This window comes from Streptomyces sp. NPDC034111 (assembly GCF_055575375.1).
Genome location: NZ_JBVIST010000003.1, coordinates 208751 through 232204, shown reverse-complemented (window position 1 = coordinate 232204; position 23454 = coordinate 208751). Strand labels below are relative to the sequence as shown.

Annotated in this window: 26 protein-coding genes; 15 read left to right on the top strand and 11 right to left on the bottom strand. The window is 71.6% G+C overall.

Annotated features, from left to right (window positions below; genetic code table 11):
- Positions 1–60: 60 nt before the first annotated feature.
- Positions 61–1014 (bottom strand): hypothetical protein, encoded by a 954-nt coding sequence (locus ACZ55A_RS10460; RefSeq protein WP_468837134.1) that lies wholly within the window; start codon positions 1012–1014, stop codon positions 61–63.
- Between the two features lie 269 nt (positions 1015–1283).
- On the opposite strand from ACZ55A_RS10460, the gene purN reads away from it, so the two are divergent.
- Positions 1284–1949 (top strand): phosphoribosylglycinamide formyltransferase, encoded by a 666-nt coding sequence (purN, locus tag ACZ55A_RS10455; RefSeq protein ID WP_468837131.1) that lies wholly within the window; start codon positions 1284–1286, stop codon positions 1947–1949.
- The gene (gene purH / locus ACZ55A_RS10450; RefSeq protein ID WP_468837129.1) at positions 1946–3514 is read left to right on the top strand and encodes a bifunctional phosphoribosylaminoimidazolecarboxamide formyltransferase/IMP cyclohydrolase; all 1569 of its coding nucleotides are present in this window, start codon (positions 1946–1948) and stop codon (positions 3512–3514) included. The genes purN and purH overlap by 4 nt, the downstream gene beginning before the upstream one ends.
- A gap of 74 nt (positions 3515–3588) precedes the next feature.
- Here purH and ACZ55A_RS10445 read toward each other — a convergent pair whose 3' ends face one another.
- Together ACZ55A_RS10445 and ACZ55A_RS10440 are read right to left on the bottom strand one after the other, a co-directional pair.
- Positions 3589–4146, bottom strand: a complete 558-nt coding sequence (locus tag ACZ55A_RS10445; RefSeq protein ID WP_468837126.1) for a hypothetical protein — start codon at positions 4144–4146, stop codon at positions 3589–3591.
- Positions 4147–4258: 112 nt separating this feature from the next.
- Positions 4259–4981 carry an RDD family protein gene (locus ACZ55A_RS10440; RefSeq protein WP_468837123.1) on the bottom strand — a complete coding sequence of 241 codons (723 nt, stop codon included), beginning with the start codon at positions 4979–4981 and terminating at the stop codon, positions 4259–4261.
- Positions 4982–5224: 243 nt separating this feature from the next.
- On the opposite strand from ACZ55A_RS10440, the gene ACZ55A_RS10435 reads away from it, so the two are divergent.
- Positions 5225–6079 (top strand): bifunctional methylenetetrahydrofolate dehydrogenase/methenyltetrahydrofolate cyclohydrolase, encoded by an 855-nt coding sequence (locus tag ACZ55A_RS10435; RefSeq protein WP_391864702.1) that lies wholly within the window; start codon positions 5225–5227, stop codon positions 6077–6079.
- A 102-nt stretch (positions 6080–6181) separates the two neighbouring features.
- A complete protein-coding gene (locus tag ACZ55A_RS10430; protein ID WP_468837120.1) occupies positions 6182–6610 on the top strand; it encodes a DUF3017 domain-containing protein in 429 nt (142 codons plus the stop codon).
- 73 nt (positions 6611–6683) lie between these two features.
- Here the strand turns inward: ACZ55A_RS10430 and ACZ55A_RS10425 are convergent, their stop codons facing one another.
- On the bottom strand, positions 6684–7091 hold the full coding sequence (locus ACZ55A_RS10425) for a peptidase inhibitor family I36 protein (RefSeq protein WP_468837118.1): 408 nt from the start codon (positions 7089–7091) through the stop codon (positions 6684–6686).
- 322 nt (positions 7092–7413) lie between these two features.
- On the opposite strand from ACZ55A_RS10425, the gene ACZ55A_RS10420 reads away from it, so the two are divergent.
- The 4 genes from ACZ55A_RS10420 (at position 7414) to ACZ55A_RS10405 (ending at position 12131) form a co-directional block, all read left to right on the top strand.
- The gene (locus tag ACZ55A_RS10420) at positions 7414–8316 is read left to right on the top strand and encodes a helix-turn-helix domain-containing protein (protein ID WP_468837116.1); all 903 of its coding nucleotides are present in this window, start codon (positions 7414–7416) and stop codon (positions 8314–8316) included.
- Positions 8313–9257, top strand: coding sequence for a helix-turn-helix domain-containing protein (locus ACZ55A_RS10415; protein ID WP_468837113.1), 945 nt, complete (start codon positions 8313–8315; stop codon positions 9255–9257). The genes ACZ55A_RS10420 and ACZ55A_RS10415 overlap by 4 nt, the downstream gene beginning before the upstream one ends.
- 328 nt (positions 9258–9585) lie before the next feature.
- Entirely contained in the window at positions 9586–10755 is a 1170-nt protein-coding gene (locus ACZ55A_RS10410; protein ID WP_468837111.1) for a helix-turn-helix domain-containing protein, read from the top strand.
- A 386-nt stretch (positions 10756–11141) separates the two neighbouring features.
- Positions 11142–12131, top strand: coding sequence for a malate dehydrogenase (locus ACZ55A_RS10405; RefSeq protein WP_468837109.1), 990 nt, complete (start codon positions 11142–11144; stop codon positions 12129–12131).
- Positions 12132–12206: 75 nt separating this feature from the next.
- Here ACZ55A_RS10405 and ACZ55A_RS10400 read toward each other — a convergent pair whose 3' ends face one another.
- From ACZ55A_RS10400 to ACZ55A_RS10390, 3 genes are all read right to left on the bottom strand, one after another.
- Positions 12207–13376, bottom strand: coding sequence for a methyltransferase domain-containing protein (locus ACZ55A_RS10400; protein WP_468837106.1), 1170 nt, complete (start codon positions 13374–13376; stop codon positions 12207–12209).
- Between the two features lie 3 nt (positions 13377–13379).
- Positions 13380–13517 carry a hypothetical protein gene (locus tag ACZ55A_RS10395; protein ID WP_468837103.1) on the bottom strand — a complete coding sequence of 46 codons (138 nt, stop codon included), beginning with the start codon at positions 13515–13517 and terminating at the stop codon, positions 13380–13382.
- Between the two features lie 245 nt (positions 13518–13762).
- Complete coding sequence (locus tag ACZ55A_RS10390) at positions 13763–13903, bottom strand: hypothetical protein (protein WP_468837101.1); 141 nt, start codon at positions 13901–13903, stop codon at positions 13763–13765.
- A 277-nt stretch (positions 13904–14180) separates the two neighbouring features.
- Here ACZ55A_RS10390 and ACZ55A_RS10385 point away from each other — a divergent pair, with 277 nt between their 5' ends.
- The 5 genes from ACZ55A_RS10385 to ACZ55A_RS10365 all read left to right on the top strand — a co-directional run bounded on the left by ACZ55A_RS10385 (position 14181) and on the right by ACZ55A_RS10365 (position 18530).
- On the top strand, positions 14181–15128 hold the full coding sequence (locus ACZ55A_RS10385) for a helix-turn-helix domain-containing protein (protein ID WP_468837098.1): 948 nt from the start codon (positions 14181–14183) through the stop codon (positions 15126–15128).
- A complete protein-coding gene (locus ACZ55A_RS10380) occupies positions 15046–15228 on the top strand; it encodes a DUF397 domain-containing protein (RefSeq protein ID WP_468837095.1) in 183 nt (60 codons plus the stop codon). The genes ACZ55A_RS10385 and ACZ55A_RS10380 overlap by 83 nt, the downstream gene beginning before the upstream one ends.
- A gap of 147 nt (positions 15229–15375) precedes the next feature.
- Positions 15376–17253: a hypothetical protein gene (locus ACZ55A_RS10375; RefSeq protein WP_468837093.1), complete on the top strand. Its 1878-nt coding sequence runs from the start codon at positions 15376–15378 to the stop codon at positions 17251–17253.
- Positions 17234–17614 (top strand): hypothetical protein, encoded by a 381-nt coding sequence (locus ACZ55A_RS10370; protein WP_468837090.1) that lies wholly within the window; start codon positions 17234–17236, stop codon positions 17612–17614. Before ACZ55A_RS10375 ends, ACZ55A_RS10370 begins: the two co-directional genes overlap by 20 nt.
- A 1-nt stretch (position 17615) precedes the next feature.
- On the top strand, positions 17616–18530 hold the full coding sequence (locus ACZ55A_RS10365) for a hypothetical protein (RefSeq protein ID WP_468837088.1): 915 nt from the start codon (positions 17616–17618) through the stop codon (positions 18528–18530).
- 44 nt (positions 18531–18574) lie between these two features.
- Here ACZ55A_RS10365 and ACZ55A_RS10360 read toward each other — a convergent pair whose 3' ends face one another.
- A complete protein-coding gene (locus tag ACZ55A_RS10360; protein ID WP_468837085.1) occupies positions 18575–18784 on the bottom strand; it encodes a DUF5988 family protein in 210 nt (69 codons plus the stop codon).
- 122 nt (positions 18785–18906) lie between these two features.
- On the opposite strand from ACZ55A_RS10360, the gene ACZ55A_RS10355 reads away from it, so the two are divergent.
- Positions 18907–19494 carry a carboxymuconolactone decarboxylase family protein gene (locus ACZ55A_RS10355; protein WP_468837082.1) on the top strand — a complete coding sequence of 196 codons (588 nt, stop codon included), beginning with the start codon at positions 18907–18909 and terminating at the stop codon, positions 19492–19494.
- On the opposite strand, the gene ACZ55A_RS10350 is transcribed toward ACZ55A_RS10355, so the two are convergent.
- The 3 genes from ACZ55A_RS10350 to ACZ55A_RS10340 all read right to left on the bottom strand — a co-directional run bounded on the left by ACZ55A_RS10350 (position 19463) and on the right by ACZ55A_RS10340 (position 21609).
- The gene (locus ACZ55A_RS10350) at positions 19463–20083 is read right to left on the bottom strand and encodes a dihydrofolate reductase family protein (RefSeq protein WP_468837079.1); all 621 of its coding nucleotides are present in this window, start codon (positions 20081–20083) and stop codon (positions 19463–19465) included. The two genes, ACZ55A_RS10355 and ACZ55A_RS10350, sit on opposite strands and share 32 nt — an antisense overlap.
- 15 nt (positions 20084–20098) lie before the next feature.
- Positions 20099–20716 carry a Uma2 family endonuclease gene (locus tag ACZ55A_RS10345; RefSeq protein ID WP_468837076.1) on the bottom strand — a complete coding sequence of 206 codons (618 nt, stop codon included), beginning with the start codon at positions 20714–20716 and terminating at the stop codon, positions 20099–20101.
- A gap of 89 nt (positions 20717–20805) precedes the next feature.
- Positions 20806–21609 carry a hypothetical protein gene (locus ACZ55A_RS10340; RefSeq protein ID WP_468837074.1) on the bottom strand — a complete coding sequence of 268 codons (804 nt, stop codon included), beginning with the start codon at positions 21607–21609 and terminating at the stop codon, positions 20806–20808.
- A 288-nt stretch (positions 21610–21897) separates the two neighbouring features.
- Between ACZ55A_RS10340 and ACZ55A_RS10335 the strand changes: the two genes are divergently transcribed.
- Positions 21898–23406 (top strand): aldehyde dehydrogenase family protein, encoded by a 1509-nt coding sequence (locus ACZ55A_RS10335; RefSeq protein WP_468837071.1) that lies wholly within the window; start codon positions 21898–21900, stop codon positions 23404–23406.
- Positions 23407–23454: the final 48 nt, after the last annotated feature.

The window sequence follows — 23454 nt, the reverse complement described above, 5'->3', positions numbered from 1 at the left end:
GGCCACCGCCGGCCACCGGCCGCCAAATACGGCAGGCGTCCGTCCGGCCGCGCCCCCCCGCTACTCCTGCACGCTCAGCAGCGGCCGCAGCTCCTTGGGCAGCAGGTTCTCGCAGGACTTGCCGGCGGACCGGGTCAGGGCGTCGTTGACGCAGGTGAAGTAGTCGCGGTAGACGATCTGCACGGTGAAGGTCGCGGCCACCATCATCAGCGCCAGCGACGCGGTCACCAGACCGGAGATCGCCGCCGTGACCTGCGGCCGGGTGCTGCCGGGCGCCGACGGGGCGCCGGGCCGCTGCCCCGGGGCGGGCGAGGTGTCGCCGGGGGCCGGGCGGCCTTCCATGGCGGCGGTGGTCGCCGCGGCGGACGTCTTCGCCGGGTCCGGCTTGGCGCGCAGCGCGCTGATGCCCCAGTACAGCGCCAGCGCGCCCAGCAGCAGGGCGACCTCCGGCAGGCTGAAGAGCACGAAGAAGAACGCCCACATACCGCCCAGCAGCGCATAGCGCGCCCGGCGCTGGGCCGGGTCGGTGGGGTCCCAGCGCAGATTGCCGGGGCCGCCGGGGCCGCCGTTCTGCTGCCCGTTGCGGCCGCCCGGCCGGGTGCCGAATCCGCCGTTCTGCCGGCCCGGTTGCCGGGGGCTCCACTGGCTCCCCCAGTTCTGCCCGTCCTGCGGCTGGCCCTCGTCGCCGTCGTGGCCCTGGCCCTGGCCGTGCTCCTGGCCTTGGGCGTACGGGGCGGGGTGGCGGGGCCGCCACTCCTGGTCGGGTGCGTCGGCGGGCGGCGGGGCGAAGGGGTTGTCCCGGTCGGAATCCGAGGAAGCCGGGGAACCCGATGAATCCGGGGAACCGGAGTGCCCCGAGGAGCCCGCCGAAGCCGGGGAGGACGACTTCGAGGACGACGACTTGCGCTCACGCGGCAGCAGCACCACCCCAGGGGCGGTGGCGGGCTGGGGGTACCACCCAGCGGTAGCTGGGGGAGGGAGCAGGAGGGCCGCGCGGCGGCGTCGGTCCGTCATCTGGAGTGCGTCTTCCCCTTGTCTCGTCCGTACGCGGGCCTTGACGGCCGGCGCCCGGTTACCACGAACTGCATGCAGTCTTACGCCCGACGCTACCTCCCGTCCCCGCCCCCGTCCCGCGGGGGCCGCTCGGTGTGCCGGTATCGTTGCTGACGGTCGGCGCCTTCGTAGGGTTCCCCGGATTTGCGGTACCCACGGCCTTGTACGACCACACAAAGCAGGTGGGCCCACCGGGCGCACCGCACGCGAGATCGAGAAAGAGCCCCGCCGTGGCTTCGTCCCCAGCCCCCGCCCCGCCCGACCGACCCGACAGGCCCGACCGCCCGGCCCGCATCGTCGTCCTCGTCTCCGGTTCCGGTACGAACCTCCAGGCGCTGCTGGACGCCATCGCCGAGGAGGGTCCTTCGGAGTACGGCGCCGAGATCGTGGCCGTCGGAGCGGACCGCGGCGGCATCGTGGGTCTGGAGCGCGCCGAGCGGGCGGGCCTGCCGACCTTCGTCTGCCGGGTCAAGGACTACGACAGCCGCGCGGACTGGGATGCGGCGCTCACCGAGGCGACCGCGGCCCACGAGCCTGACCTGGTCGTCTCGGCCGGGTTCATGAAGATCCTGGGCAAGGAGTTCCTGGCCCGTTTCGGCGGCCGTACGGTCAACACCCACCCGGCGCTGCTGCCGAGCTTTCCCGGTGCCCATGGCGTACGCGATGCGCTCGCGTACGGCGCGAAGGTCACCGGATGCACCGTCCACTTCGTCGACGACGGGGTCGACACCGGCCCGATCATCGCCCAGGGCGTGGTCGAGGTCCGGGACGAGGACGATGAATCCGCGCTGCATGAGCGCATCAAGGAAGTCGAGCGATCGCTGCTCGTCGAGGTCGTGGGGCGTCTGGCCCGGCACGGCTACCGCATTGAGGGACGAAAGGTACGTATCTCGTGACCGCCACCGCCGAAGGTTCGAAGCGGCCCATTCGCCGCGCGCTGGTCAGCGTCTATGACAAGTCGGGGCTGGAGGAGCTGGCGCAGGGGCTGCACGCGGCCGGTGTCCAGCTCGTCTCGACCGGCTCGACGGCCGCGAAGATCGCCGCGGCCGGGGTGCCGGTCACCAAGGTCGAGGACCTGACCGGCTTCCCCGAGTGCCTTGACGGCCGGGTCAAGACCCTGCACCCGAAGGTGCACGCCGGCATCCTGGCCGACCTGCGTCTGGAGGACCACCGCGGGCAGCTGGCCGACCTCGGCATCGAGCCGTTCGACCTGGTGGTCGTGAACCTCTACCCGTTCCGGGAGACCGTCGCCTCCGGCGCCACCCCCGACGAGTGTGTGGAGCAGATCGACATCGGCGGCCCCTCGATGGTGCGTGCCGCCGCCAAGAACCACCCGTCCGTGGCCGTCGTCACCGACCCGGGCGCGTACGCCGCGGTCCTCCAGGCGGTCAAGGAGGGCGGCTTCACGCTGGCGCTCCGCAAGCGGTTCGCCGCCAGGGCCTTCCAGCACACCGCCGCGTACGACGTGGCCGTCGCCTCCTGGTTCGCCGACGACTACGCGGCCGCCGACGACAGCGGCTTCCCCGACTTCCTGGGCGCCACGTACGAGCGGAACAACGTGCTGCGTTACGGCGAGAACCCGCACCAGGGTGCCGCGCTGTACGTGGACGGCACGGGCGGCCTGGCCGAGGCCGAGCAGCTGCACGGCAAGGAGATGTCGTACAACAACTTCACGGACACCGACGCCGCGCGCCGGGCCGCGTACGACCACGCGGAGCCCTGCGTCGCGATCATCAAGCACGCCAACCCGTGCGGCATCGCGATCGGCGCGGACGTCGCCGAGGCGCACCGCAAGGCGCACGCCTGTGACCCGCTGTCGGCGTTCGGTGGCGTGATCGCCGTCAACCGCCCGGTCTCCGTGGCGATGGCCGAGCAGGTTGCCGAGATCTTCACCGAGGTCATCGTGGCGCCCGGCTACGAGGACGGCGCGGTCGAGGTCCTGGCCAAGAAGAAGAACATCCGCGTGCTGCGCGCCGAGGGCGCCCCGGCCAACCCGGTCGAGGTCAAGCCGATCGACGGCGGCGCGCTGCTCCAGGTCACCGACCGCCTCCAGGCCGAGGGCGACGACCCGGCGAACTGGACCCTCGCGACCGGCGAGGCACTCCCGGCCGAGGACCTGGCCGAGCTGGCCTTCGCCTGGAGGGCCTGCCGCGCGGTCAAGTCCAACGCGATCCTGCTCGCCAAGGACGGCGCCTCGGTCGGTGTCGGCATGGGCCAGGTCAACCGCGTCGACTCCGCGAAGCTCGCGGTCGAGCGGGCGGGCGAGGAGCGGGCGCGCGGCTCGTACGCCGCGTCGGACGCGTTCTTCCCGTTCCCGGACGGTCTGGAGATCCTGACCGCGGCCGGCGTCAAGGCCGTGGTCCAGCCCGGCGGTTCGGTCCGCGACGAGTTCGTCGTCGAGGCCGCCAAGAAGGCCGGCGTGACGATGTACTTCACGGGGACCCGGCACTTCTTCCACTGAGCCACCGTCACCACGGGCAAAGGGCCGCACCCCCGGGCGGGGGTGCGGCCCTCCGTGCCGCGCGGGCGCGCCGCTCAGTAACGCGGCCGGTTGAACCAGGCGTTGCTGTCGTCCTTCGACGCGAAGGCGATGATCAGCACGCCGAGGACGGTGTGGACCAGGCCGAACGGGAAAGTGATCAGGCTCACCAGGGTGTGGGCGATACCCCAGACGATGGTGCCGATGCGGACGCCCTTGCCGCCGTTGCCGAACTGGAGCCCCAGGGTGATCGCCACCGCCGAGAAGATGACGATCAGGATGATCAAGGCGATCAGGACGCCCTTGCCGAGGTTCATCAACGTCTCGGTCTCGGCGGAGTCGTAGGGCGAGGTGTTGTGCGAGGCCTTGCTGACTTCGCCCAGGCCCGCCACCGCCAGGATCAGGCCGATGACGTTCAGTCCGGCGAGCACGAACAGCATGACCCGGGTGGCCTTGAGCCCGCCGGGCATGACGGTCGGGAACTGCGGCTGCATACCCGGCATCCCGCCGCCCGGGTAGGGGCCGTACGGCGACGGCGGTTGCTGCTGGGGGTAGCCGTAACCGGGCTGCTGGCCCGGCGGCGGACCGTAAGGGTTCTGGTTGGGGTAACTCACGGGCGGTGTCCTTCAAGCGACTTGAACGGAGCCGCGAAGGCCCCGACGCGCAGGTGCGAGGGGGCCTTCGAGGAGTGGTGCAGGTCGGGCCGGGGCGCAGCCCCGAGCCGGACTACTGGGTCTTGACGACCACCGAGCCGACCGCCTTGTCCGCGAACGTCTGGGACTTCTCGTCCCACAGCGGCCACAGCCAGCCGATGTAGCAGGCGATGCTGTCGAGGAAGTGCGCCAGGCGGCGGACGAACGCCATACCGAAGCCGAGCGGCTGACCGGTGTCCTCGCGGACCAGCCGGATGCTCATGGCCTTCTTGCCGATGGTCTGGCCGGTGCTGCCTTCCTTCACGAGCATGAAGATGCCGCCACCCATGGCCACGAGGGCGGCGAGGATGATCAGCAGGACGGCGAAGACCGGCGGGCCGGCGGAGGCCGCGTCCGCCCGGCACTGGTAGTCGTCGAAGGCGCAGCTCTCGTAATCGCTCACCGAGGCGGCGGTGGTGATGCCGGCGATCGCGTACAGGATGCCGGGCACCAGGCCCACGATCAGGCCGTCGATGAGCATGGCGCACAGCCGCGCGCCCCAGCTCGCGTAGCCGGTCGGCATGCCCATCCCCGGCATGCCGGGCTGGCCGTAGGGCGCACCCTGCTGCGGGTAGCCGCCGTAGGCCTGCTGCTGCGGCACGGCCTGCTGCGGGTAACCGTACGGCTGCTGGGGGGCCTGCGGCTGCTGCGGGTAGCCATAGCCGGGCTGGCCGCCCTGCGGCGGGACCGGGGGCTGCTGGCCGTAAGGGGCCTGCGGCTGCTGGCCGTACGGGTTGTTCGGGTCACCGAAACTCATCTGCTGCTTTCCTCCGTTGGGTCAGTGGGGCACACGGCGTGACGCGGAGGAAAAACAGGTTGTTGCACTGGCCACCCCCCGACGAAGCCTGCGGCACTGCGCGTCAATCCTTCTAGTTGCGCATTCACTCTGTCCAGTCAAGGCCTTCGGCTGTTGTGCAAGTGCAATGATCAATTCCGGCCACGGACCCTTCCCGCGTGCCCTGATTGGAACGTGGCGGCCCTCATCCGGGAGGATGGAGACATGACTGCCCAGATTCTGGATGGCAAGGCCACCGCAGCCGCTATCAAGTCCGAGCTCACCGCCCGCGTCGAGGCGCTGAAGGCCAAGGGCGTGCAGCCTGGCCTCGGCACCCTCCTGGTCGGCGACGACCCGGGCAGCCGCTGGTACGTCAACGGCAAGCACCGCGACTGCGCCCAGGTCGGCATCGCCTCGATCCAGCGCGAACTGCCGGAGACCGCCACCCAGGAAGAGATCGAGGCGGTCGTCCGGGAGCTGAACGAGGACCCGGCCTGCACCGGCTACATCGTCCAACTCCCGCTCCCCAAGGGCATCGACGCCAACCGCGTGCTGGAGCTGATGGATCCGGCCAAGGACGCCGACGGGCTGCACCCGATGAGCCTGGGCCGGCTGGTGCTGGGCATCGAGGGCCCGCTGCCGTGCACCCCGTACGGCATCGTCCAGCTGCTGCGGCGGCACGACGTCGAGATCAAGGGCGCGCATGTGGTGGTCGTCGGCCGCGGGATCACCATCGGCCGGCCGATGCCGCTGGTGCTGACCCGCAAGTCGGAGAACGCCACCGTCACCCAGTGCCACACCGGCACCCGCGATCTGTCCGCGCACCTCCGGCAGGCCGACATCATCGTCGCCGCGGCCGGTGTGCCGCACATCATCAAGCCCGAGGACGTCAAGCCCGGTGCGGCCGTCCTGGACGTCGGCGTCAGCCGCGACGAGGCCGGCAAGATCGTCGGCGATGTGCACCCGGGCGTCGCCGAGGTGGCCGGCTGGGTCGCCCCGAACCCGGGCGGTGTCGGCCCGATGACCCGCGCCCAGCTGCTGGTCAACGTGGTCGAGGCGGCCGAGCGCGCGGCCGGCTGAGACCGCGCGCACGACCTGAGATCCTGGTCTTCTGAGAAGCTGGTCTCGATGACACAGACGGACCGGTCCGACGGACCCGGACACCGGAAGGGACTGCCAGCCATGGCTGCCGAAGCGCATTCGGACGGGGCCTCCGAGCCGCAGCGCTCCTCGCGCCGCTTTCCGACCCTGACCCGCGACACCGCCCGCCCGGAGGGCGGCGGCCGGGCCGCGTCGGGCGGCTACCCAGCACCGGCCCGGCAGTGGCCGCTGCTCGCGGTCATGGGCGGGGTCGCGGCCGGGCTGCTGCTGGTCGCGCTCGATGCGTTCCGCATCGGCGCGCTGGTGATCGGGCTCTCCCTGCTGGCCGGCGCGGTGCTGCGGTGGGCGCTGCCGTCGGTGGGGATGCTGGCGGTGCGCTCCCGCTTCACGGACCTGGCGACGTACGGGCTGCTCGGCTTCGTGATCGTGATGCTGTCCTTGATGGTGCAGCCCAAGCCGTGGATCCACATCCCGTTCCTGGACGACATCGTGCACTTCACCGTGCGCTAGGGCGCTCCTTTCGCCGACGGCGGCCCGTCCTTCCCCTGGGAAAGGACGGGCCGCCGTCGTCAGGCGAGGTGGCTCAGCACCACTTGTTCGAGTAGATGGTCATGATGTTGCCGCCGATGTACTTCCAGCCGGTGGCGCGGTTCAGCTTCGCGTGGTGGCCGCGGAAGTTGGGCCGCTCGTAGACCGTCACGGCGCAGCGGGTGCCGTTGTTGAAGGCGGACCACGGGTGGTTGAAGGCACCGCCGTAGCGGCGCAGGTCGCGGTTGTTGCCGGCGACCTTCTTCGGGGCCCCCTTGAAGTTGGGCTTCGGGTAGACGCACAGGTAACCGCGCGGGCAGTTGCCCGGTGCGCGCTGGACGGTGACCGAGGCCTTCTTGGCGTGCGTGGGGGCGGCGACGGCGCCGGTGGCGGGGGCCAGGGCCAGGCCTCCGGAGACGGCCGCGGCGGCCACGGTGAGTGCGAGGCGCTTACGGGCGTTCATGGTGTGGGTTCCTCCCCGTAGGTGGTGGCGGCGGCGCGGGGTGGACCGCGCCGCCCGGTGCTGCGCCACGACTGTGCGCCGCGGCGTACGCGAACTGCCATACCGTCCGCCCGGGTTGGGACCCTGTGGGACGTCCCACGCTCCGGCCTGCGGGGACGTCGATCCCGCGGACGCCGCGCTGGGACGGGGAGGACGACGGCGGGCATGTCCGGATACCGTGCGGAAAAGAGTAAAAACGGGAACCGGAGGCAGCATCCGCGCCATTATCGGCGGCACAGGGGGCGCATGCCTCGGGGGAGAACGAACGCGTATGGGGTGGGACATGTCGCGTTGGAGAGGGCTGCCCGAATCGCTCGACCAGCGGGTGCGGCAGCTTGTCGTGCAGCTACGGAGACTGAAGGACCACAGCGGGCTGAGCCTGGCCTCGCTCGCCGCCAGAACCTCGTACAGCAAGTCGTCGTGGGAGCGCTATCTCAACGGCAAGAAGCTGCCGCCGCGCGGGGCGGTGGAGGCGCTGGCGCGGGTCTGCGGCGCCGATGCGACCCGGCTCCTGGTGCTCCATGAGATCGCGGCGCAGGCGTGGGGGGCGGCCGCGGACGGGACGGACAAGGTCGGGACCGCCACGGGCCGGTCGGCGGTGGAGGCCCGGCCGCGGGCGGCCGGAGCGCAGGAGCGGCCCGGCGTACGGGAAGAAGCAGCCGCTGGGCGGGGCGCGCCGCCTGCCGTGGAACGGGCGGAGGGCCAGGACGCGGACACCTCGCGGGCGGGAGGTCAGGGTGGTCCACGGACCGGGGCGCTGGTCGCCCTGGGGGCGCTGGCCGTGTTCGTCGTGGCCGGTGTCGCGCTGTGGATCGTCCGCCCCTGGCAGCACGACACCGCCGCCGGGCGCGGGACGGCCATCACCGCGGCCGGCCGGGCAGCCGGCGCCGCACCGGGCTTCACGCACCGGGTGGGGGAGACCTTCGACTGCCATGTCCAGCGCTCGGCGGGAGCCCTGTACGCGGGGCGCAGCCGCACCGGCACGGCGATCCTGGGCAGCGGCGCCAGCGGCTGGGAGGTCGTGGAGGCGCAGTGTCTGCTGCACTACCAGGGCTACGACCCGGGCCCGGTGGACGGCGTCGTCGGTGAGAACACCGTGCGGGCCGTCAAGCGCCTCCAGGCCGGGGCCGGGCTGCCGACGGACGGGATCGTGGGCCCCGACACCTGGAAGGCGCTGCGCCGGTGAGCGGGGCCGGCCGCGAGCTGCGCGAAGGGGTCGAGAGCTCCCGACTGGCCGCCGGTATGCGGGAGTTGCGGGGGCGTACGGGGCTGAGCCTGGCGGCGCTGGCCGCGCGCACGCCGTACAGCAAGTCCTCCTGGGAGCGCTATCTCAACGGTAAGAAGCTGCCGCCCCGGGGCGCGGTCGAGGCGCTGTGCGGGCTGGCCGGTGAGCCGGCCGGGCGGCTTCTGGCGCTGTGGGAGCTGGCGGACGCGGCGTGGAGCGGGCGCGCCGCACCGTCCGTACGCACCGCGGGCCGGCGTGCGGTGGACGACCGGGTCGCGGTCGCGCCGGACGAACAGGTCGACGAACAGGTCGCCGTCGCGCCGGACGACCACGACGCGGTCGCGCCGGACGGGGGGCGGGCCGACGGCGGGCCGGGCGGAGAGATCCGGCGGGGGCTGACGTGGTCGTGGCTGCCGCAGGGGGTGGTGGCCGTGGCGGCCGGGGCCTGCGCGGGCGGGCTGGCGGTCCTCGCGGCGCTGGGGTTCTGGGCGGGGGAGGGGCCGGACGGCAGCGGCCCGGCGCAGGACGCGGCGCCGGTCTCCTCGGCGGTCACCGGCTGCCGGGGGATGGCGTGTGACGGCAAGGACCCGCAGTCGATGGTCTGCGGCGGCGAGGGCCTGGTGGACACGGTCGTGGAGCGAACCGCCGCCCGGGGGCAGCGCGTTCAGGTCCGCTACGGCACGGCGTGCGGCGCGGCCTGGGGGCGGTTGCGCAACGGCCGGATCGGTGACCGTATCGAGGTCTCGGCGCCGGGGTCGAAGCCGCGGTCGGTGCGGGTGAAGGACCGTTTCGACGCCGAGGGCTATCTCGTGACCCCCATGGCGGCGGCCCGCGGTCCGCAGGGCATCCGGCTGTGCCTCTACCCGGCGGGCGGCGCGGCCGAGGAGTGCTTCCCGCAGTAGCCGCACCCGTTGGCATCCGTGGGCATCCGTTGTCCGGAAATCGCCCCCCGTCGCTGTACCGGACCGGGAGGCCGCCGTGGCACATAGGGCGCGATCATGGCCGGTCCTTATCGGAATGCGCACGAAAGTCGCAGGTACGCCGGTGGAAATGTCACACTAGTGGGGGCGCGGGAGCGCACGGGTGTACGACATATGCCCTGACTGCTTCCGCGCGCTCAGGAAAAATGGGGAACTGCGACCTGGCCGGAAGCATCCCTAGGGGTAGTCAATAAGGCGGGCGGACCGGGGGGAGTGCGCTGACGCGCATATGTGGGGATAGGGGGAGGCCATGCCTCGCTGGAAGCCGCTGCCGGACGAACTCGATCCGCAGGTACGGGAGTTCGCGGGTCAGCTGCGCAGGCTGGTGGACCGCAGCGGGCTGAGTGTGGCCGCCGTCGCGGACCGTACGAACTTCAGCAAGACGTCCTGGGAGCGTTACCTCAACGGGCGGCTGCTGCCACCGCAGCGCGCGGTGATCGCGCTCGCCGAGGCGACCGGCACCCACGCCGGGCACCTCACCACGATGTGGGAGCTGGCCGAACGCGCCTGGAGCCGGGCCGAGATGCGGCACGACGTCACCATGGAAGCGATACGGGTCGCCCAGGCGCGGGCCGCGCTGGGCGAGTTCGAAGCGCAGCCGGCGGAGGCCAAGCCCTCGGCGAAGGAAGCAAAGCCGGCGAAGGGCGCACGCCCCGCAAAGGGTGCGCACGCCGCAAAGGGGGCAACTCCCACGAAGGGGGTGGAGGTCGCCGAGCCGCCGCAGACGGCCCCGCTGCCCAAGCTCCCCCCGGTGCCGCGCCAGCGCACCGACGAACTGCCGTCGGCCGCCGACTTTCCCGAAATGGCGTCCGCGGCACCGCACACGGAGCCGGCACCCGCGCCCGAGGCCCGGCGCGCCCGCCGGGGCCGGGCCGCCATGTTCGCGGTCGGCGCGGTCGGCGCGCTGCTGGTGGCCGGCGCCGCCGTACTGCTGCTGAATCCGGCCACTGACGGCGCCAAGAAGCCGGCACCGCCCAAGCCGGCGGCCGCCCCCGCCGAGACGCCCGCGCTGCCGGCCGGAGTGCGCTGTAGCGGCGCCGACTGCGTGGGCAAGGACCCGGAGGCGATGGGGTGCGGCGGTCCGCACGCCGGCAGCGCGTCCCGCGGGATGGCCGGCGGCGCGCTGATCGAGGTCCGTTACAGCGCGGTCTGCCATGCCGCCTGGGCGCGGATCAGCGGCGCGGCCCCGGGCGACCGGGCGACGATCAGCGCGGGCGGGCACCGGGTCACGGCGCGGGTCGAGCGGAACGGCACCGCGTACACCGCGATGGTGCAGGTCACCGGCGACCCGGCGAAGGTCTCGGGCTGCGCGACGACCACGGCCGGCGTGCGGGGCTGCACCCGCCCGGTGCCGGCGGCGTCGACCGGCCCGGCGGCACCCACCGCACCGGCCGGATCCGCCGCACCCACCGCCCGTTAGCGCGGCCGGCCGCTGGCCGGGAATCGCCCCCCGCGCGGGATGCTCGAAATACGGGTGGCATGCCCTCCGGTATCCCGGGCATGCGACCGATACCCCCCACGGGTGAGGCACAACTCGGCGGCCGCCCGCGTCCCCCCTCCTTGAGCGGGCGGCCGCCGCACCCGCCCAGGGGGCCCGGCGGGCGCCCGTACGGGCGCGCCGACGCACCCGGTGAGGTGTTCCACACCGGCCCGTCGCCTGCCGTGGGCAGGGGTCCGATAGCCTGACGGCCGGGTCTCTCGATACCAAGAGACCTCGATGAGACCTAGATAAATGGGCAGGGACACCCACCGCCACCCATGGTGGTCTGGGGCTTGCCCCCAGAAAACGTCGCGCAGGAGATCGCCATGACCCGCACTCCCGTCAATGTCACCGTCACCGGCGCCGCCGGCCAGATCGGTTACGCCCTCCTCTTCCGCATCGCCTCCGGCCATCTGCTCGGCGCGGACGTGCCGGTCAAGCTGCGCCTCCTGGAGATCCCGCAGGGTCTGAAGGCGGCCGAGGGCACCGCGATGGAGCTCGACGACTGCGCCTTCCCGCTGCTTCAGGGCATCGACATCTCGGACGACCCGAACGTGGCCTTCGACGGCGCGAACGTCGCCCTGCTCGTCGGCGCCCGCCCCCGCACCAAGGGCATGGAGCGCGGCGACCTGCTGGAGGCCAACGGCGGCATCTTCAAGCCGCAGGGCAAGGCCATCAACGACCACGCCGCGGACGACATCAAGGTCCTGGTCGTCGGCAACCCCGCCAACACCAACGCGCTGATCGCGCAGGCCGCCGCGCCGGACGTACCGCGCGAGCGCTTCACCGCGATGACCCGCCTGGACCACAACCGCGCCATCTCCCAGCTCGCGCAGAAGACCGGCACCCCGGTCTCCGAGATCAAGAAGCTGACGATCTGGGGCAACCACTCCGCCACCCAGTACCCCGACATCTTCCACGCCACCGTCGCCGGCAAGAACGCCGCCGAGACGGTCAACGACGAGAAGTGGCTGGCCGAGACCTTCATCCCGACCGTCGCCAAGCGCGGTGCGGCGATCATCGAGGCCCGTGGCGCCTCGTCGGCCGCCTCCGCCGCCAACGCCGCCATCGACCACGTCCACACCTGGGTCAACGGCACCGCCGACGGCAACTGGACCTCGATGGGTATCCCCTCGGACGGCTCCTACGGCGTGCCGGAGGGCCTGATCTCCTCCTTCCCCGTCACCACCAAGGACGGCGCGTACGAGATCGTCCAGGGCCTGGAGATCAACGACTTCTCGCGTGAGCGCATCAACGCCTCCGTCAAGGAGCTGGAGGAGGAGCGCGACGCGGTCCGCGCCCTCGGCCTCATCTGAGCCCGCACCACCTGCGCCCCGAGCCCGCACGGCCTGCTTCAACGGCCGTGCGGGCTCGGCCCGTCCGGGCGCCACCTACAGATGCCAGGCCTGTTGCGGATCATCCAGCCACGCCCGCTGGCCGTCCTCGTCCACGGTCAGACCGAAGCGCGGGAAGCCGGGCTTCCCGTGCGCTTCCCACCATCGGTAGGCGGCCTCGACCTCGTCCCAGAGCCGGCGCGGCCCGGACTGCCAGACCCGCGCGGTGTCTCCGTCACGGAACATCGCGCACGCCCACGAGCGGTCGGTCAGGCCGTAGAACCACACGGGCCGTGCCCCGTCCCGCTTGTCGGCAACGACGTGAGCGCAGTCGCGGACACGCAGCCCCAGAGCGAACTGCCCAGCGCCGAACCGCTCTCCGACGAACTCGGCTTCCGTGACCGTCGTGGAGGATTCGTCGCCCTCCGCCACGCTGCCCGTCACATAAGCGCCGTGCTCCACCGGCGGTCGACGCTGCGCGCGCAGCTTCATGAACTCCACCGGTCCGGTGAAGGTGCCTGACGCGCTCGCACCGTCCGGCGCGACCACCAGCCGGGCAACGGCGTCCCCAGTGCCGTAGTGCGTCCCCCACGGGGCCACGATGACCCCGCCGGGCCGGCTCTGCCGCACCCAGGCGAACGGGACGGCCCGCAGACCGCAGGTCGCGATGATCCGGTCGTACGGCGCGCCCCGGGGGTACCCCAGCAACCCGTCCCCGTGAACGACGCGAACGGGCAGCCGCATCCGCGCGAGCGCCGCCCGCGCGGACGTGGCAACGGCGCCGTCCACCTCCACCGTCACAACGTTCCCGGCGCCCAACCGGTGTGCCAGCAAGGCAGCGTTCCAGCCCGTACCGGTACCGATCTCCAGGGCCTTCGCTCCGGGCCGTACGTCCAGATCACGGAGCATGGAGAACACGACGGAGGGCATCGACGCCGAGCTGGTGGACGCCTCGCCCGGTTCCGTTCCGACATGATCTCCGTCGTCCCACTGCGTGACGATCGGCACGTCGGCGTCCGCGTAGGCCTGCCACGCAGCCGGATCATCCGCCTTGGAAACAGCGGCACTTCGCCCTGCCGCCATGTCGAAGGGCCACATCAGATCGGGCAGGAACGCGGAACGGGGCACGGCCGCGTAGACGGGCGCCCAGTCCGCAGTGAGGGCGCCGGCGGACATGAGGGCGCGCGCCAGGTGGTCGGGGCGCCCCTGCTGTGCGTCGGCGGTCATTGATCAGACGACCCTGGGCGGATTGGGGACGCCGGGACCGCCGTCGGGGGTGGGCTTCGGATGCGGGCCGGGGTAGGGCTCGCCCGGCAGCTTGTCGCCACCACCCCCGCCGCTGCCCGCGATGCGCCATACGTGACTCATGCAATCTCCTTCGTCAGCTCCGGATTTACCGTGCCCCGCCGACCGGGCGGGAGTCTGTTGCTGGTGCCGCTCCTGATGGGGGTGGCGGCGGATCTCGACGTTGCAGTCGGTCGCCTTAGACCTGTCCCCGCCTGCGTACGCCCCCGCCCGCTGCCGGGCCAGGGCCCCGCAGACATCGCACCCGGCAACCGGCTCGGGATCAGGCGCCGGTGCGATCAGGTGAACGGGGCGGCCGTTGAGGCCGGTCACCACACCACCTCCGGCAGGCGGTTGTACTGCCGCCGCTCGTGCGCGACCAGGTACGGGCGTACGAGGGCGGACTCCTCACCCCGCAGCAGCTCCGTGTGAGGTACGGGTACGCGGCGGGGCAGTGCCAACGTCGGCACGTCTGCCCAACTCGCGGTGCACGGCGGTGCATCGGCAGGCCGGTGACGCCCCGCTCCGGGCAGTAACAGACGTAGCAGGGGCTCGAAGAGCCGGATAACGTGGTGCATGTCGACAATCTCTCTGGGTTGAAGGCCACGCCCCCGGACGTCTCCCAACGTTGCGGGGGTTTTGCGTGGAACGGCCCCTTACTCTGGGTGTGTTCATCGTTGCTCAGCGGGGTGGGCGATCACAACGCTGATCGCGTGACACTGCCCAACTGTCACGAAGGGGGACCGGGTGAACCGACGCAATGCCACGGGGGGAGCGGCGGCCACCAGTACGGCCGCCGTGTTCGGCGAGGTGCTGAAGCACTTCCGTGAGGCCGCGATACTGACGCAGGAGGGGCTGGCCCGCGAGATCCCCTGCGATCGGTCCCATGTCGCGCGCGTGGAGGCCGGTACGAGGGTGCCGCAGGACACGTTCGCGAAGAAGTGCGATGAAGTGCTGGGTACGGGTGGGGTGTTGCTGCGGTTGTGGGGGCGGATCGACTGGTATCCGGAGGTGCAGCATCCGGACTGGTTCGAGCGCAGGGCTGAGATGGATGCGGTGGCGGTGGCTCTGCGGGAGTACCAAGAGCGCGTCATTCCAGGCCTGTTACAGACGGAGGATTATGCGTGGGCGCTGTTCTCCCGTGTCGCGAGCGGCGACGAGGTCGAGGAGCGTGTCCGGGCCCGACTGAGTCGACAGAGGCGCTTCCTGGTCAACGGCGGGCCGATGTACGTCGTTGTCCTGGACGAGAGCTGTCTGCGCAACGTGGTGGGCAGCTCTGCCGTCATGCGGGACCAGTGCGCGCACCTGCTCAGCGTCGGGCGACGCCCCAACATCCGCATCCAGGTGGCCCCGGCGGACTTCCCCGTACTCGTTCGCCCCAACGCCCCCATGTCGTTGATCAAAATGCCCGACGGGCGCGAGTGGGTCTACTCGGAGTCGCTTGACCGGGGTCATCTCAACGACGATCCGGCCGTCTGTGCGCAGCACAGCCAGACCTATGATGTGCTCAGGGCGGACGCTCCGTCAGCCCCCGAGTCCGCCGCTCTGATCAGCGACGCGATGGAAGGGTACGAGCATCATGGACAGGCACGAGCTCAGCGCGGCGACCTGGGTGAAGAGCAGCTACAGCGGCGACAACGGCGGCAACTGCATCGAAGTAGCCCCCGGTATCCCCGACGTCGTCCCCGTCCGTGACAGCAAGAACCCCGACGGGCCCGTACTGGTCCTCCCGGCGGATGGCTGGTCGGCCTTCGTCGCCGCCGTCAAGGGCGGGGAGTTCCGCGCGGCCACCTGACCCGCGCCGCAACCTTGGGTTATCGCGCTGACACGGAGCGGTTCCCTCCCTTATGCTGCGGCTTCCGCACCGCCGCGGCCGGTCACCGGCGCCTGGCCGTCCAAGTCGCCGTCCGCGGAATCTCGTTGGCGTATATGGGGGAGAGCGATGTCCCGGACGGACGTGCCCGCGCAGCCCGGAGATCCCGAGGAACACCGGCGATTAGTCAAGCATTCCGAGGCGGCGGTCCCGCCCCCGCCGCTGCCTCCCACCCCGCCGGGTGCCAGTGAGGCCACCCGGCTGCTGTGCGCCGGGACGTACATGGACGAGGCGTACCGCGATGCGGTGATCGATGAACTGTACGTCCACGAACAGCGGTTCGCCGCGCCCTCGCTGGGCATCGACGCGGCCCGGGTGATGGCCCATGCGCTGCGCGCCCGCCGCCTGGAGCTGGGCTGGGCGGCGGCGATTCTGGGCCTGTGGATCGTGGCCATTCCGCTGTCGTCCGGGCTGGTGGTGCTGTACCTCTTCCCCGTCGTCTTCATGGCGCTCGGCCGCTTCGTACGGCGGGCGCCCATCCCCGTGTGGCTGGCGCGCGGCCTTTCCTTCCTGCTGCGCTGGTACGGGCGGCTCCAACTGCTCTTCTTCATCGTGGGTTTGGTGGCGGCGGTCATCATTGGGGAGGCGCTGGGCGGCTTCGGCCGGGTGCTGCCCTTCAGGGTGCTGACGGACTTCGTGTCGTTCGCCTCGTCGTCCTCCGATGGGTCCTCCGACGGGTCGGACTTCGGGTGGTCCGGGGACAGCGGTTCGTACGGTGGCTGGGACAGCACGAGCGCGTACGGCGACGCGGGCGGCGGGTCCGGCCTCTTCCAGGTGTGGGTGGCGCTGCTGCTGCCGCTGTTGCTGGCCGCGCTGGTCGCGATGCAGCGCGGCCAGTTCGCCCACGCCCTGGCGCGGGAGTTGTCCAAGGAGCGGTTCCCCGACGTGATGTCCGACCCGGCGGAGCGGGCCGAGGGGCTGCGCTTCCGGCGGCTGCGGGAACGGGTACGGATCGAGCAGCACGGGCCGCTGGTGATGTACCGCGCCGCCAATCCGTTCTGCGGTGCCGGTGATCCGTACCGGACGTGGTCGCTGTCGGTGGAGCTGAATCCCCGGGCGGACCGGGAAGCCGAACCGCTGGACAATGCCGCGATCCTGGCGCGCATCGTGCCGCTGGTGGCGGCGCTGCGGGTGCCGTCGCCGCACGGTTCGCCGGAGTCGGCGGCCGCGGTACGCGACCGGCTGCGGGCGCTGGAGATCGACGAGTGCGTCTTCCTGCCGGCCGAGGGCCTGCCGACGCGCGCGGTGGCGCCGTACGGCTCGGAGGCGTTCGAGGAGCACCGGGCCGCCGCGGTGGAGGAGGGCGGCGAGACCCGCCGCCACTTCCTGCGCATCCGGGTCGGCGGCTGGAACGAGGGCGTGGTCACCACGGTCTTCGTCCGGGTGCACACCCAGGGCGGGATGCTGATGCTGGAGGTCGCGCCGCATGTGCTGTGGCCGCTGCGGCAGCTCTTCCAGGACGCCGACCGGCTGGCCCACCAGTACCGGCACCACCACCACTTCGGCAAGGCGGTTTGGGCGCTGTCCCGTACGCCGCGCTCGGCCGGCAGCGCGCTGCTCACCCTGGCGCGCGGGCTGCTGTCGGCCTGGCGGCTGGCCACCGCGGGACACGGCGCGGCGCTGCCTGAGGGCCCCGGCGCCTCCGTACGGGAGCTGGGCTCGTTCGGCGAGTCGTCGCTCTTCCAGGACATGGACGTCGCCCGCTATCTGAAGACCATTCAGCAGCGGGTGGCGGCCGGGGTGATCACGGCACTGCGCGAAGCCGGCTACCAGACCGACGAGTTCGAGCAGCGGGTGGTGCATGTCGCCGAGGGCGGGGTCTATGTCGAGTCCGCGCAGGGCGCCGTCGGCATCGGCGACAACAACACCATCACCAACAACACCACCACCGGGCGGGGCTCCGCGCCGAGGGGAAGCGGGAAGGGAAGTGGCAAGCGTGGCGGCTGACGAGGGCGGCAAGGGCATCCACATCGGCAGCGTCCGGGGGGCGTTCGCCATCGGGGACAACAACACGGTGACGAATAACGAGGCCGGGGGTGCCGCCTTGGCGGACCCGGCGCAGCAGGAGCTGCTGCGCGCCGTCCGCGCGCTGCTCGACGATCTGTCCCGAGCGGTGCAGACCCCGCAGGTCACGGTGTTGCGCGGGGAACTCGCCGAGACCGAGACGGAGATCGCCGACGCCGGTGCGGCGGGCCCCGGCCGGCTGGCCCGGCTCCGTACGGCGCTCACCGACGCCGGTGCGGTCGTCGGGCTGCTGGCGTCCGGCGCCGCGGTCGGCGAGGCGGTCGCTGCCCTGGTGGGAGGCTGAGGTGACGGGCGGCGGCCAGGCCCGCTGGAACAGCGAGACCCAGAGCTGGGAGGACGGCACCCCGCCGCCTGCTCCCTATACGGGGCCGATGCCGCCCCGGCCGACGTTCGCGCCCGTCCCGCCCCCCATACCGGAACCCGGCCCGTACACCCCTGCCGACCCCGGCTCCTCCATCCCTCCGCAGTCCGGCCCGTACACCCCACCCGACCCCGGCCCGTACCCCGCTTCGGGCCCCGGGGAGGGCGTCCGGCGCCGCACCACGGCCCTGGTCGCCGGCGCCGCGGTGGCCGTGATCGCGGCCGGGGCCGGCGGCGGCTATCTGCTGTGGGGCCATGACGAGGACCCGTCCGCCGGCCGTCCGCCGGCCCGGGCCAAGGCGTCCGCCCCGACGACCTCCGGCACCGGCCCGACGCAGTCCACCGGCCTCGACCCGACCGCCGGCTCCACCGGCACCGGCTCCGCCGCCGAGCTTCCGCCCGGCTACCGCCTCGTCCACGACGAAGCGGGCTTCACCACCGCGGTGCCGGACGGCTGGCGGCGCACCGTGCGGAAGACCGGGGTCTTCTACACCGCACCGGACGACCGCGGGCTGGTGCAGATCTTCGAGATCAACGAGCCGGACAGCACCCCGCGCGAGGCGTTGCAGAAGGCCTCACAGGGGCTGGCCGGCAACCCCGGTTACGCGGAGATCAGCCTCGCACCGCTGGCCGGCCCGGCGCCCGGCACCGACGCCACCCAGCTGGTCTACGCCTATGACAGTGACCGGATCGGCGCGCGGGTCAAGGTGGTCGACTGCGCCTTCACCGTCGATGACGGCCGCCAGTTCGCGGTCCTCGTGCTGGGCACCGAGGCCGACTGGCCACAACAGGAGCGCACCCAGCAGATCGCGCTCCAGGCCTTCGCGCCCACCCCCTGACCCTCGGCCCGGGTGCCGGTGGGCGCGGCCGCCCAGCCGGTCGCCTACCCGGGCAGTTCCGTACGCTCCCACCACTCGTAGACGGGCAGCGGCCCTTCGGGGGTGTGCTGCTGCCGGCTGGTGGCCCGGTAGTGCTCATAGCCGTTACGGAACGGGATCTTGAGCTCGGACCCGGGCGGATCGACCGGCACGATCCGCTCGGGCAGCTCCTCGGGGCCACCCACGAGCACTGCTTTCGCCGCTGTCTCAGCCATGCCTGCATTGTCCTCCCGGGATGTCACATCGGCCGGTGCCGGTACGTCAATGGAGTGAGGGCGCCCGCCCGGGCCGCCCTCCGGACGCACCGCGGCAACGCGGACACCAAGGAGGCATTGCCATGGCCCGTATCTCCCTCTCCCCGCGGCGCACGCTCACCCTGCGTTTCGCCGAGTGGTACTCACGGCGCACCTACGGCGCGGTCATGCAGCCCGCCCTGGCGCTGGGCCACCACCCGAAGCTGCTGCGCTCCTACTTCTCCTTCGAGAGCAAGGTGGCGCGCTGGAAGGCGCTGGACCCTGCGCTGAAGCATCTGGCGGAGATGGCCTCGGCCGTGGCGATCGGCTGCTCGTGGTGTGTGGACTTCGGCTACTGGCTCTCCGACCAGCTCGGGCTGCCGCTGGAGAAGATCAGCAAGGTGCCCGACTGGCGGGCCCACCAGGAGTCCTTCACCGAGCTGGAGCGCCTGGTCATGGAGTACGCGGAGGCGATGACCGCGACGCCACCGGCGGTGACGGACGAACTGGCGGAGAGCCTGCGCGGGCGGCTGGGCGACGCCGCGTTCGTCGAGCTGACCACCATCGTGGCTGTGGAGAACCTGCGCTCCCGTATGAACAGCGCGCTGGGCCTGCGCAGCCAGGGCTTCTCCGACCGCTGCGCCATCCCGCCGGTGGCCGCTACCGCACCGGGCGCAGCCGCAGATGAGTGACGTCGGGTGAGGCGACGACCCGGGTGGTGTGCAGCTCCCGCAGCCCGGCGCCCAGCCCGTCGAAGAGCCGCACCCCCGCTCCCAGGAGCACCGGTACGAGGTGCAGCTGAAACTCGTCCAGCAGGTCCGCGGCGAGCAGTTGCCGGATGATCTCGGCGCCGCCCGCGACGGCCACGTCCTTGCCTTCGGCCGCCTCGCGGGCCCGCCGCAGCGCCTCCTCGGGCCCGCCGTCGGCCACGAAGAAGAAGGTCGTTCCGCCCCGCTTGACGAGGTCCGGGCGGGCCCGGTGCGTCACCACGAACACCGGCCTGCGGAACGGCGGTTCCTCGCCCCAGGGCCCCTCCGCGGCATCGAACATCCGCCGGCCCATCACATACGCGCCGGTCCGCTCGAACGCCTCCGCCATCAGCTCGGAGTCCCGCCCGGCCGCCCCGCCGGCGAGGCCGTGCCGCCCCCGCCATGCGTCCAGCCCGTACAGCCACTGGTGCAACCGCTCGCCCTGGTCACCGAGCGGATTGCCAACGCCGTCGCCGGGCCCCGCGATGTACCCGTCCAGCGACATCGAGATATCGGCGAATACCTGGGACATAGGGGCTCCTGGGGGTCAGTCCCGGGGGAAGTCCTCGGTGGAGATGGTGATGCCTACGACTGTGTCGGTGAGGTCGATCGGCAAGCCGTACGCGAGCGTGAGGTCCACTTTGTAGTCGTCGTCCTGCGGGTGGGTGAAGACGCGGCAACGGCCGGCATACGGGTCGGCGATGACGTAGACCGGGACGCCTGCGGTTGCGTAGGCCGTCTTCTTCGGCCCGTAGTCGTTCACTGCGGTTCCCCGGGAGATGACCTCGGCGACGAACTCGACGTCCTGATAGCGCCAGCGGCCGCTCGCGTCCTTGGTGCTTCCCGTGGCCAGTGCCACCACATCGGAGGCGAAGCCGTTCAAATTGCCGGGATAGTCGATGCGCACGTCGGACAGTACGCGCTTCTTTGGATACCGCGTACGCAGATGCTCGACGATATCCAGGATGGTTTCCCAGTGTGTGGCCCGCTGCGGTGCCATGTAGACGGCCCCCTCGACGATCTCGACCTTGTAACCCTCGGGGACGCCGGGCTCCAGCTGCTCGAACAGCGCGTCCAAGCTCCGTTCGCCGGGCTGCTCAGTGGGCTCCGCCATCTCAATCCCGTCGGTCTCGATCGCTTCGGTCCGCTCAAGGCTGATGGTCACCGTGCCGCTCCTCCCCGCCGCCACGTGGTACGGGCAGCCACGTGGATCAACGATACGTATGTATGAACGGTTACGCGCTGTGCGGACCCTCAGGTCTCCTGGGTCCCCTGGATCAGGTCCTCCAGCGCCGATATGTCGACGGTATCGCCCGGGGCGGGCGTCTTGGCGGGAACCGGGGTGCCGTAGTTGCTCAGCAGGATGGTCCCGGTCTGGTCCTCGACCTCGGCGGTGAGTTTGAGCGGGTAGTGCTTGCCCTTGATGGCTACGTAGAGGGTCTGGACCACGCCGTCGGACTTCTTGACGACGGGGAGGACGCGGGTGCCTTCGTGGACGGTGGGGCGGCCCTTGGTGAGGGTGGGGGTGCGGGACGGTGAGGGCGCGTCGGAGGGGGGCTCGTCGGGGCCGGTCGCCGACTTCTGGAAGGCGGTGAGGTCGCAGGCCTCGGACAGGCTCTCCAGGAAACCGTCGTGGGTGGTGCCGTGCAGGAAGGTGTTCTTGTACTTCGCGGCGGCGTCGGCGCCCTTCTTGCCGGGGAGCTGGCTCTTCCAGAAGGCCGCGTCCGGTTTCATCCAGACCTGCTCGCCGTGCTTGATGATCTCGACGCGGCCGAAGGGGCCCTTGCTGATGGCGCCGGTGCAGTTGCCGGACCGGTCGAGGGTCAGATCGAGCTTGGTGGGGTCGGCCGAGGTCTGGGTGCGCAACCGCAGGGACTTCGCCGCGACGAGTTCATGGAGGGCGTTGTCGGAGATCTGCTGGGCCGATTTGCCGGCGAGGTCGCCCTCGCCGTCGGGGTCGCCGGCCGCCGCGGCGGGGCCTGTGCAGACGGCCCCGGCGAACAGGGCCACGCCGCAGCCCAGGGCGGTGGTGGCGGTGATGGCACGGCGTCTGGTCATCTCGGCACCTCCGGTCCGGAGGGGGCGTACGAGGGACATCCCGCGGGGACGGCGGGGAAGACGGCGGGAGACACAGCGGAAATCGGGGGGTCGGCGCGGACTGCGCGGACATAAGGCTCTTCAGCGTACGTTCCAGGACATTCGTTCGCACATTGAGTGAGTCGGCTCACTTTCCATGAAGGTTTGGGCATAGGTAGGGCGCTTCCGGGGAGGGGTCCCCGTTGCTGGTGACGCCAGTGGTTGCACCAGTGGGAACAGCATCGGTAACTCGGAAGGCAGAAAAACGACGTGTCGGCAATTGCGACCATTCACGTAGACGGGGTGTGGCTCCCCGCCGCATCCGGCGCCACGCGGGAGGTCCTCGACCCCGCCGACGCGACGACGCTCCAGCTGGTGTCCGAGGGCGGCGCCGAGGACGTGGACGCGGCGGTCGCCGCCGCACGGCGTGCCTTCGACGGCGGCGCCGGCGTCTGGCCCCGTACGGCCGTCGCCGAGCGCGCCGCGCTGCTGCGCCGGGTCGCCGACCTGCTCCAGCGTGACCGCGAGGAGATCGCGCTCATCGAGAGCCGGGACACCGGAAAGACACTGGAGGAGGGCCGGGTCGACGTCGACGACGTCACCAATGCCTTCCGCTACTTCGCCGATGTGGTGATGAACGAGAGCGGCGGCCGGGTCGTCGACGCCGGGTCGCCGGACGTGCACAGCGTGGTCGTGCACGAACCGGTCGGTGTCTGCGCGCTGATCACGCCGTGGAACTACCCGCTGCTCCAGGCAAGCTGGAAGATCGCGCCGGCCCTCGCGGCCGGCAACACCTTTGTGATCAAGCCCAGCGAGGTCACCCCGCTGTCGACCGTGCACCTGGTCAAGCTGCTGGTCGAGGCCGGACTGCCGGCCGGGGTCGCCAACATCGTCACCGGCGCGGGCCTCCCGGTGGGCCAGCGGCTGGCCGAGCACCCGGATGTGGATCTGTTCTCCTTCACCGGCGGTCTGGTCAGCGGTACCAAGGCGGGCGCGGCGGCGGTCTCCGGCGCCAAGAAGATCGCGCTGGAGCTCGGCGGCAAGAACCCCAATGTGGTCTTCGCGGACGCGTGTGCCACCGAGGAAGGCTTCGACACCGCCGTCGACCAGGCGCTGAACGCGGCCTTCATCCACAGCGGGCAGGTCTGCTCGGCCGGCGCCCGGCTGATCATCGAGGACTCCGTACGCGACCGCTTCGTCTCCGAACTCGCCCGTCGCGCCGAGAAGATCAAGCTGGGCCGGGGCACCGAGGACGGTGTGGAGTGCGGCCCGCTCGTCTCCCAGCAGCAGCTCGACAAGGTCGAGGCGTATGTCGCCTCCGCGCTGGCCGAGGGTGCCCAGCTGCGCTGCGGCGGCGCCCGCCCCAAGCCCTCCGAGGTACGCCCGGCCGGCGGCTACTTCTACGCGCCGACCGTGCTCGACGGCTGCCACCGCGAGATGAAGGTGGTCCGTGAGGAGACCTTCGGCCCGATCCTGACGGTGGAGACCTTCACCACCGAGGACGAGGCCGTGGCGCTCGCCAACGACACCGAGTACGGCCTGGCCGGCGCGGTCTTCTCCGCCGACACCGCCCGCGCCCGCTGGGTCGCCGCCCGGCTGCGGCACGGCACCGTGTGGATCAACGACTACCACCCCTACCTCCCGCAGGCGGAGTGGGGCGGCTTCGGCAAGTCCGGCATCGGCCGGGAACTGGGCCCCACGGGTCTGGACGAGTACCGCGAGAGCAAGCACATTTACGAGAACCTCCGGCCGGAGCCGGTGCGCTGGTTCGCGGGCTGACGCCCCTCGACGTCGCAGAACCCCGGATCACGCGCACCTTGCAGTAAG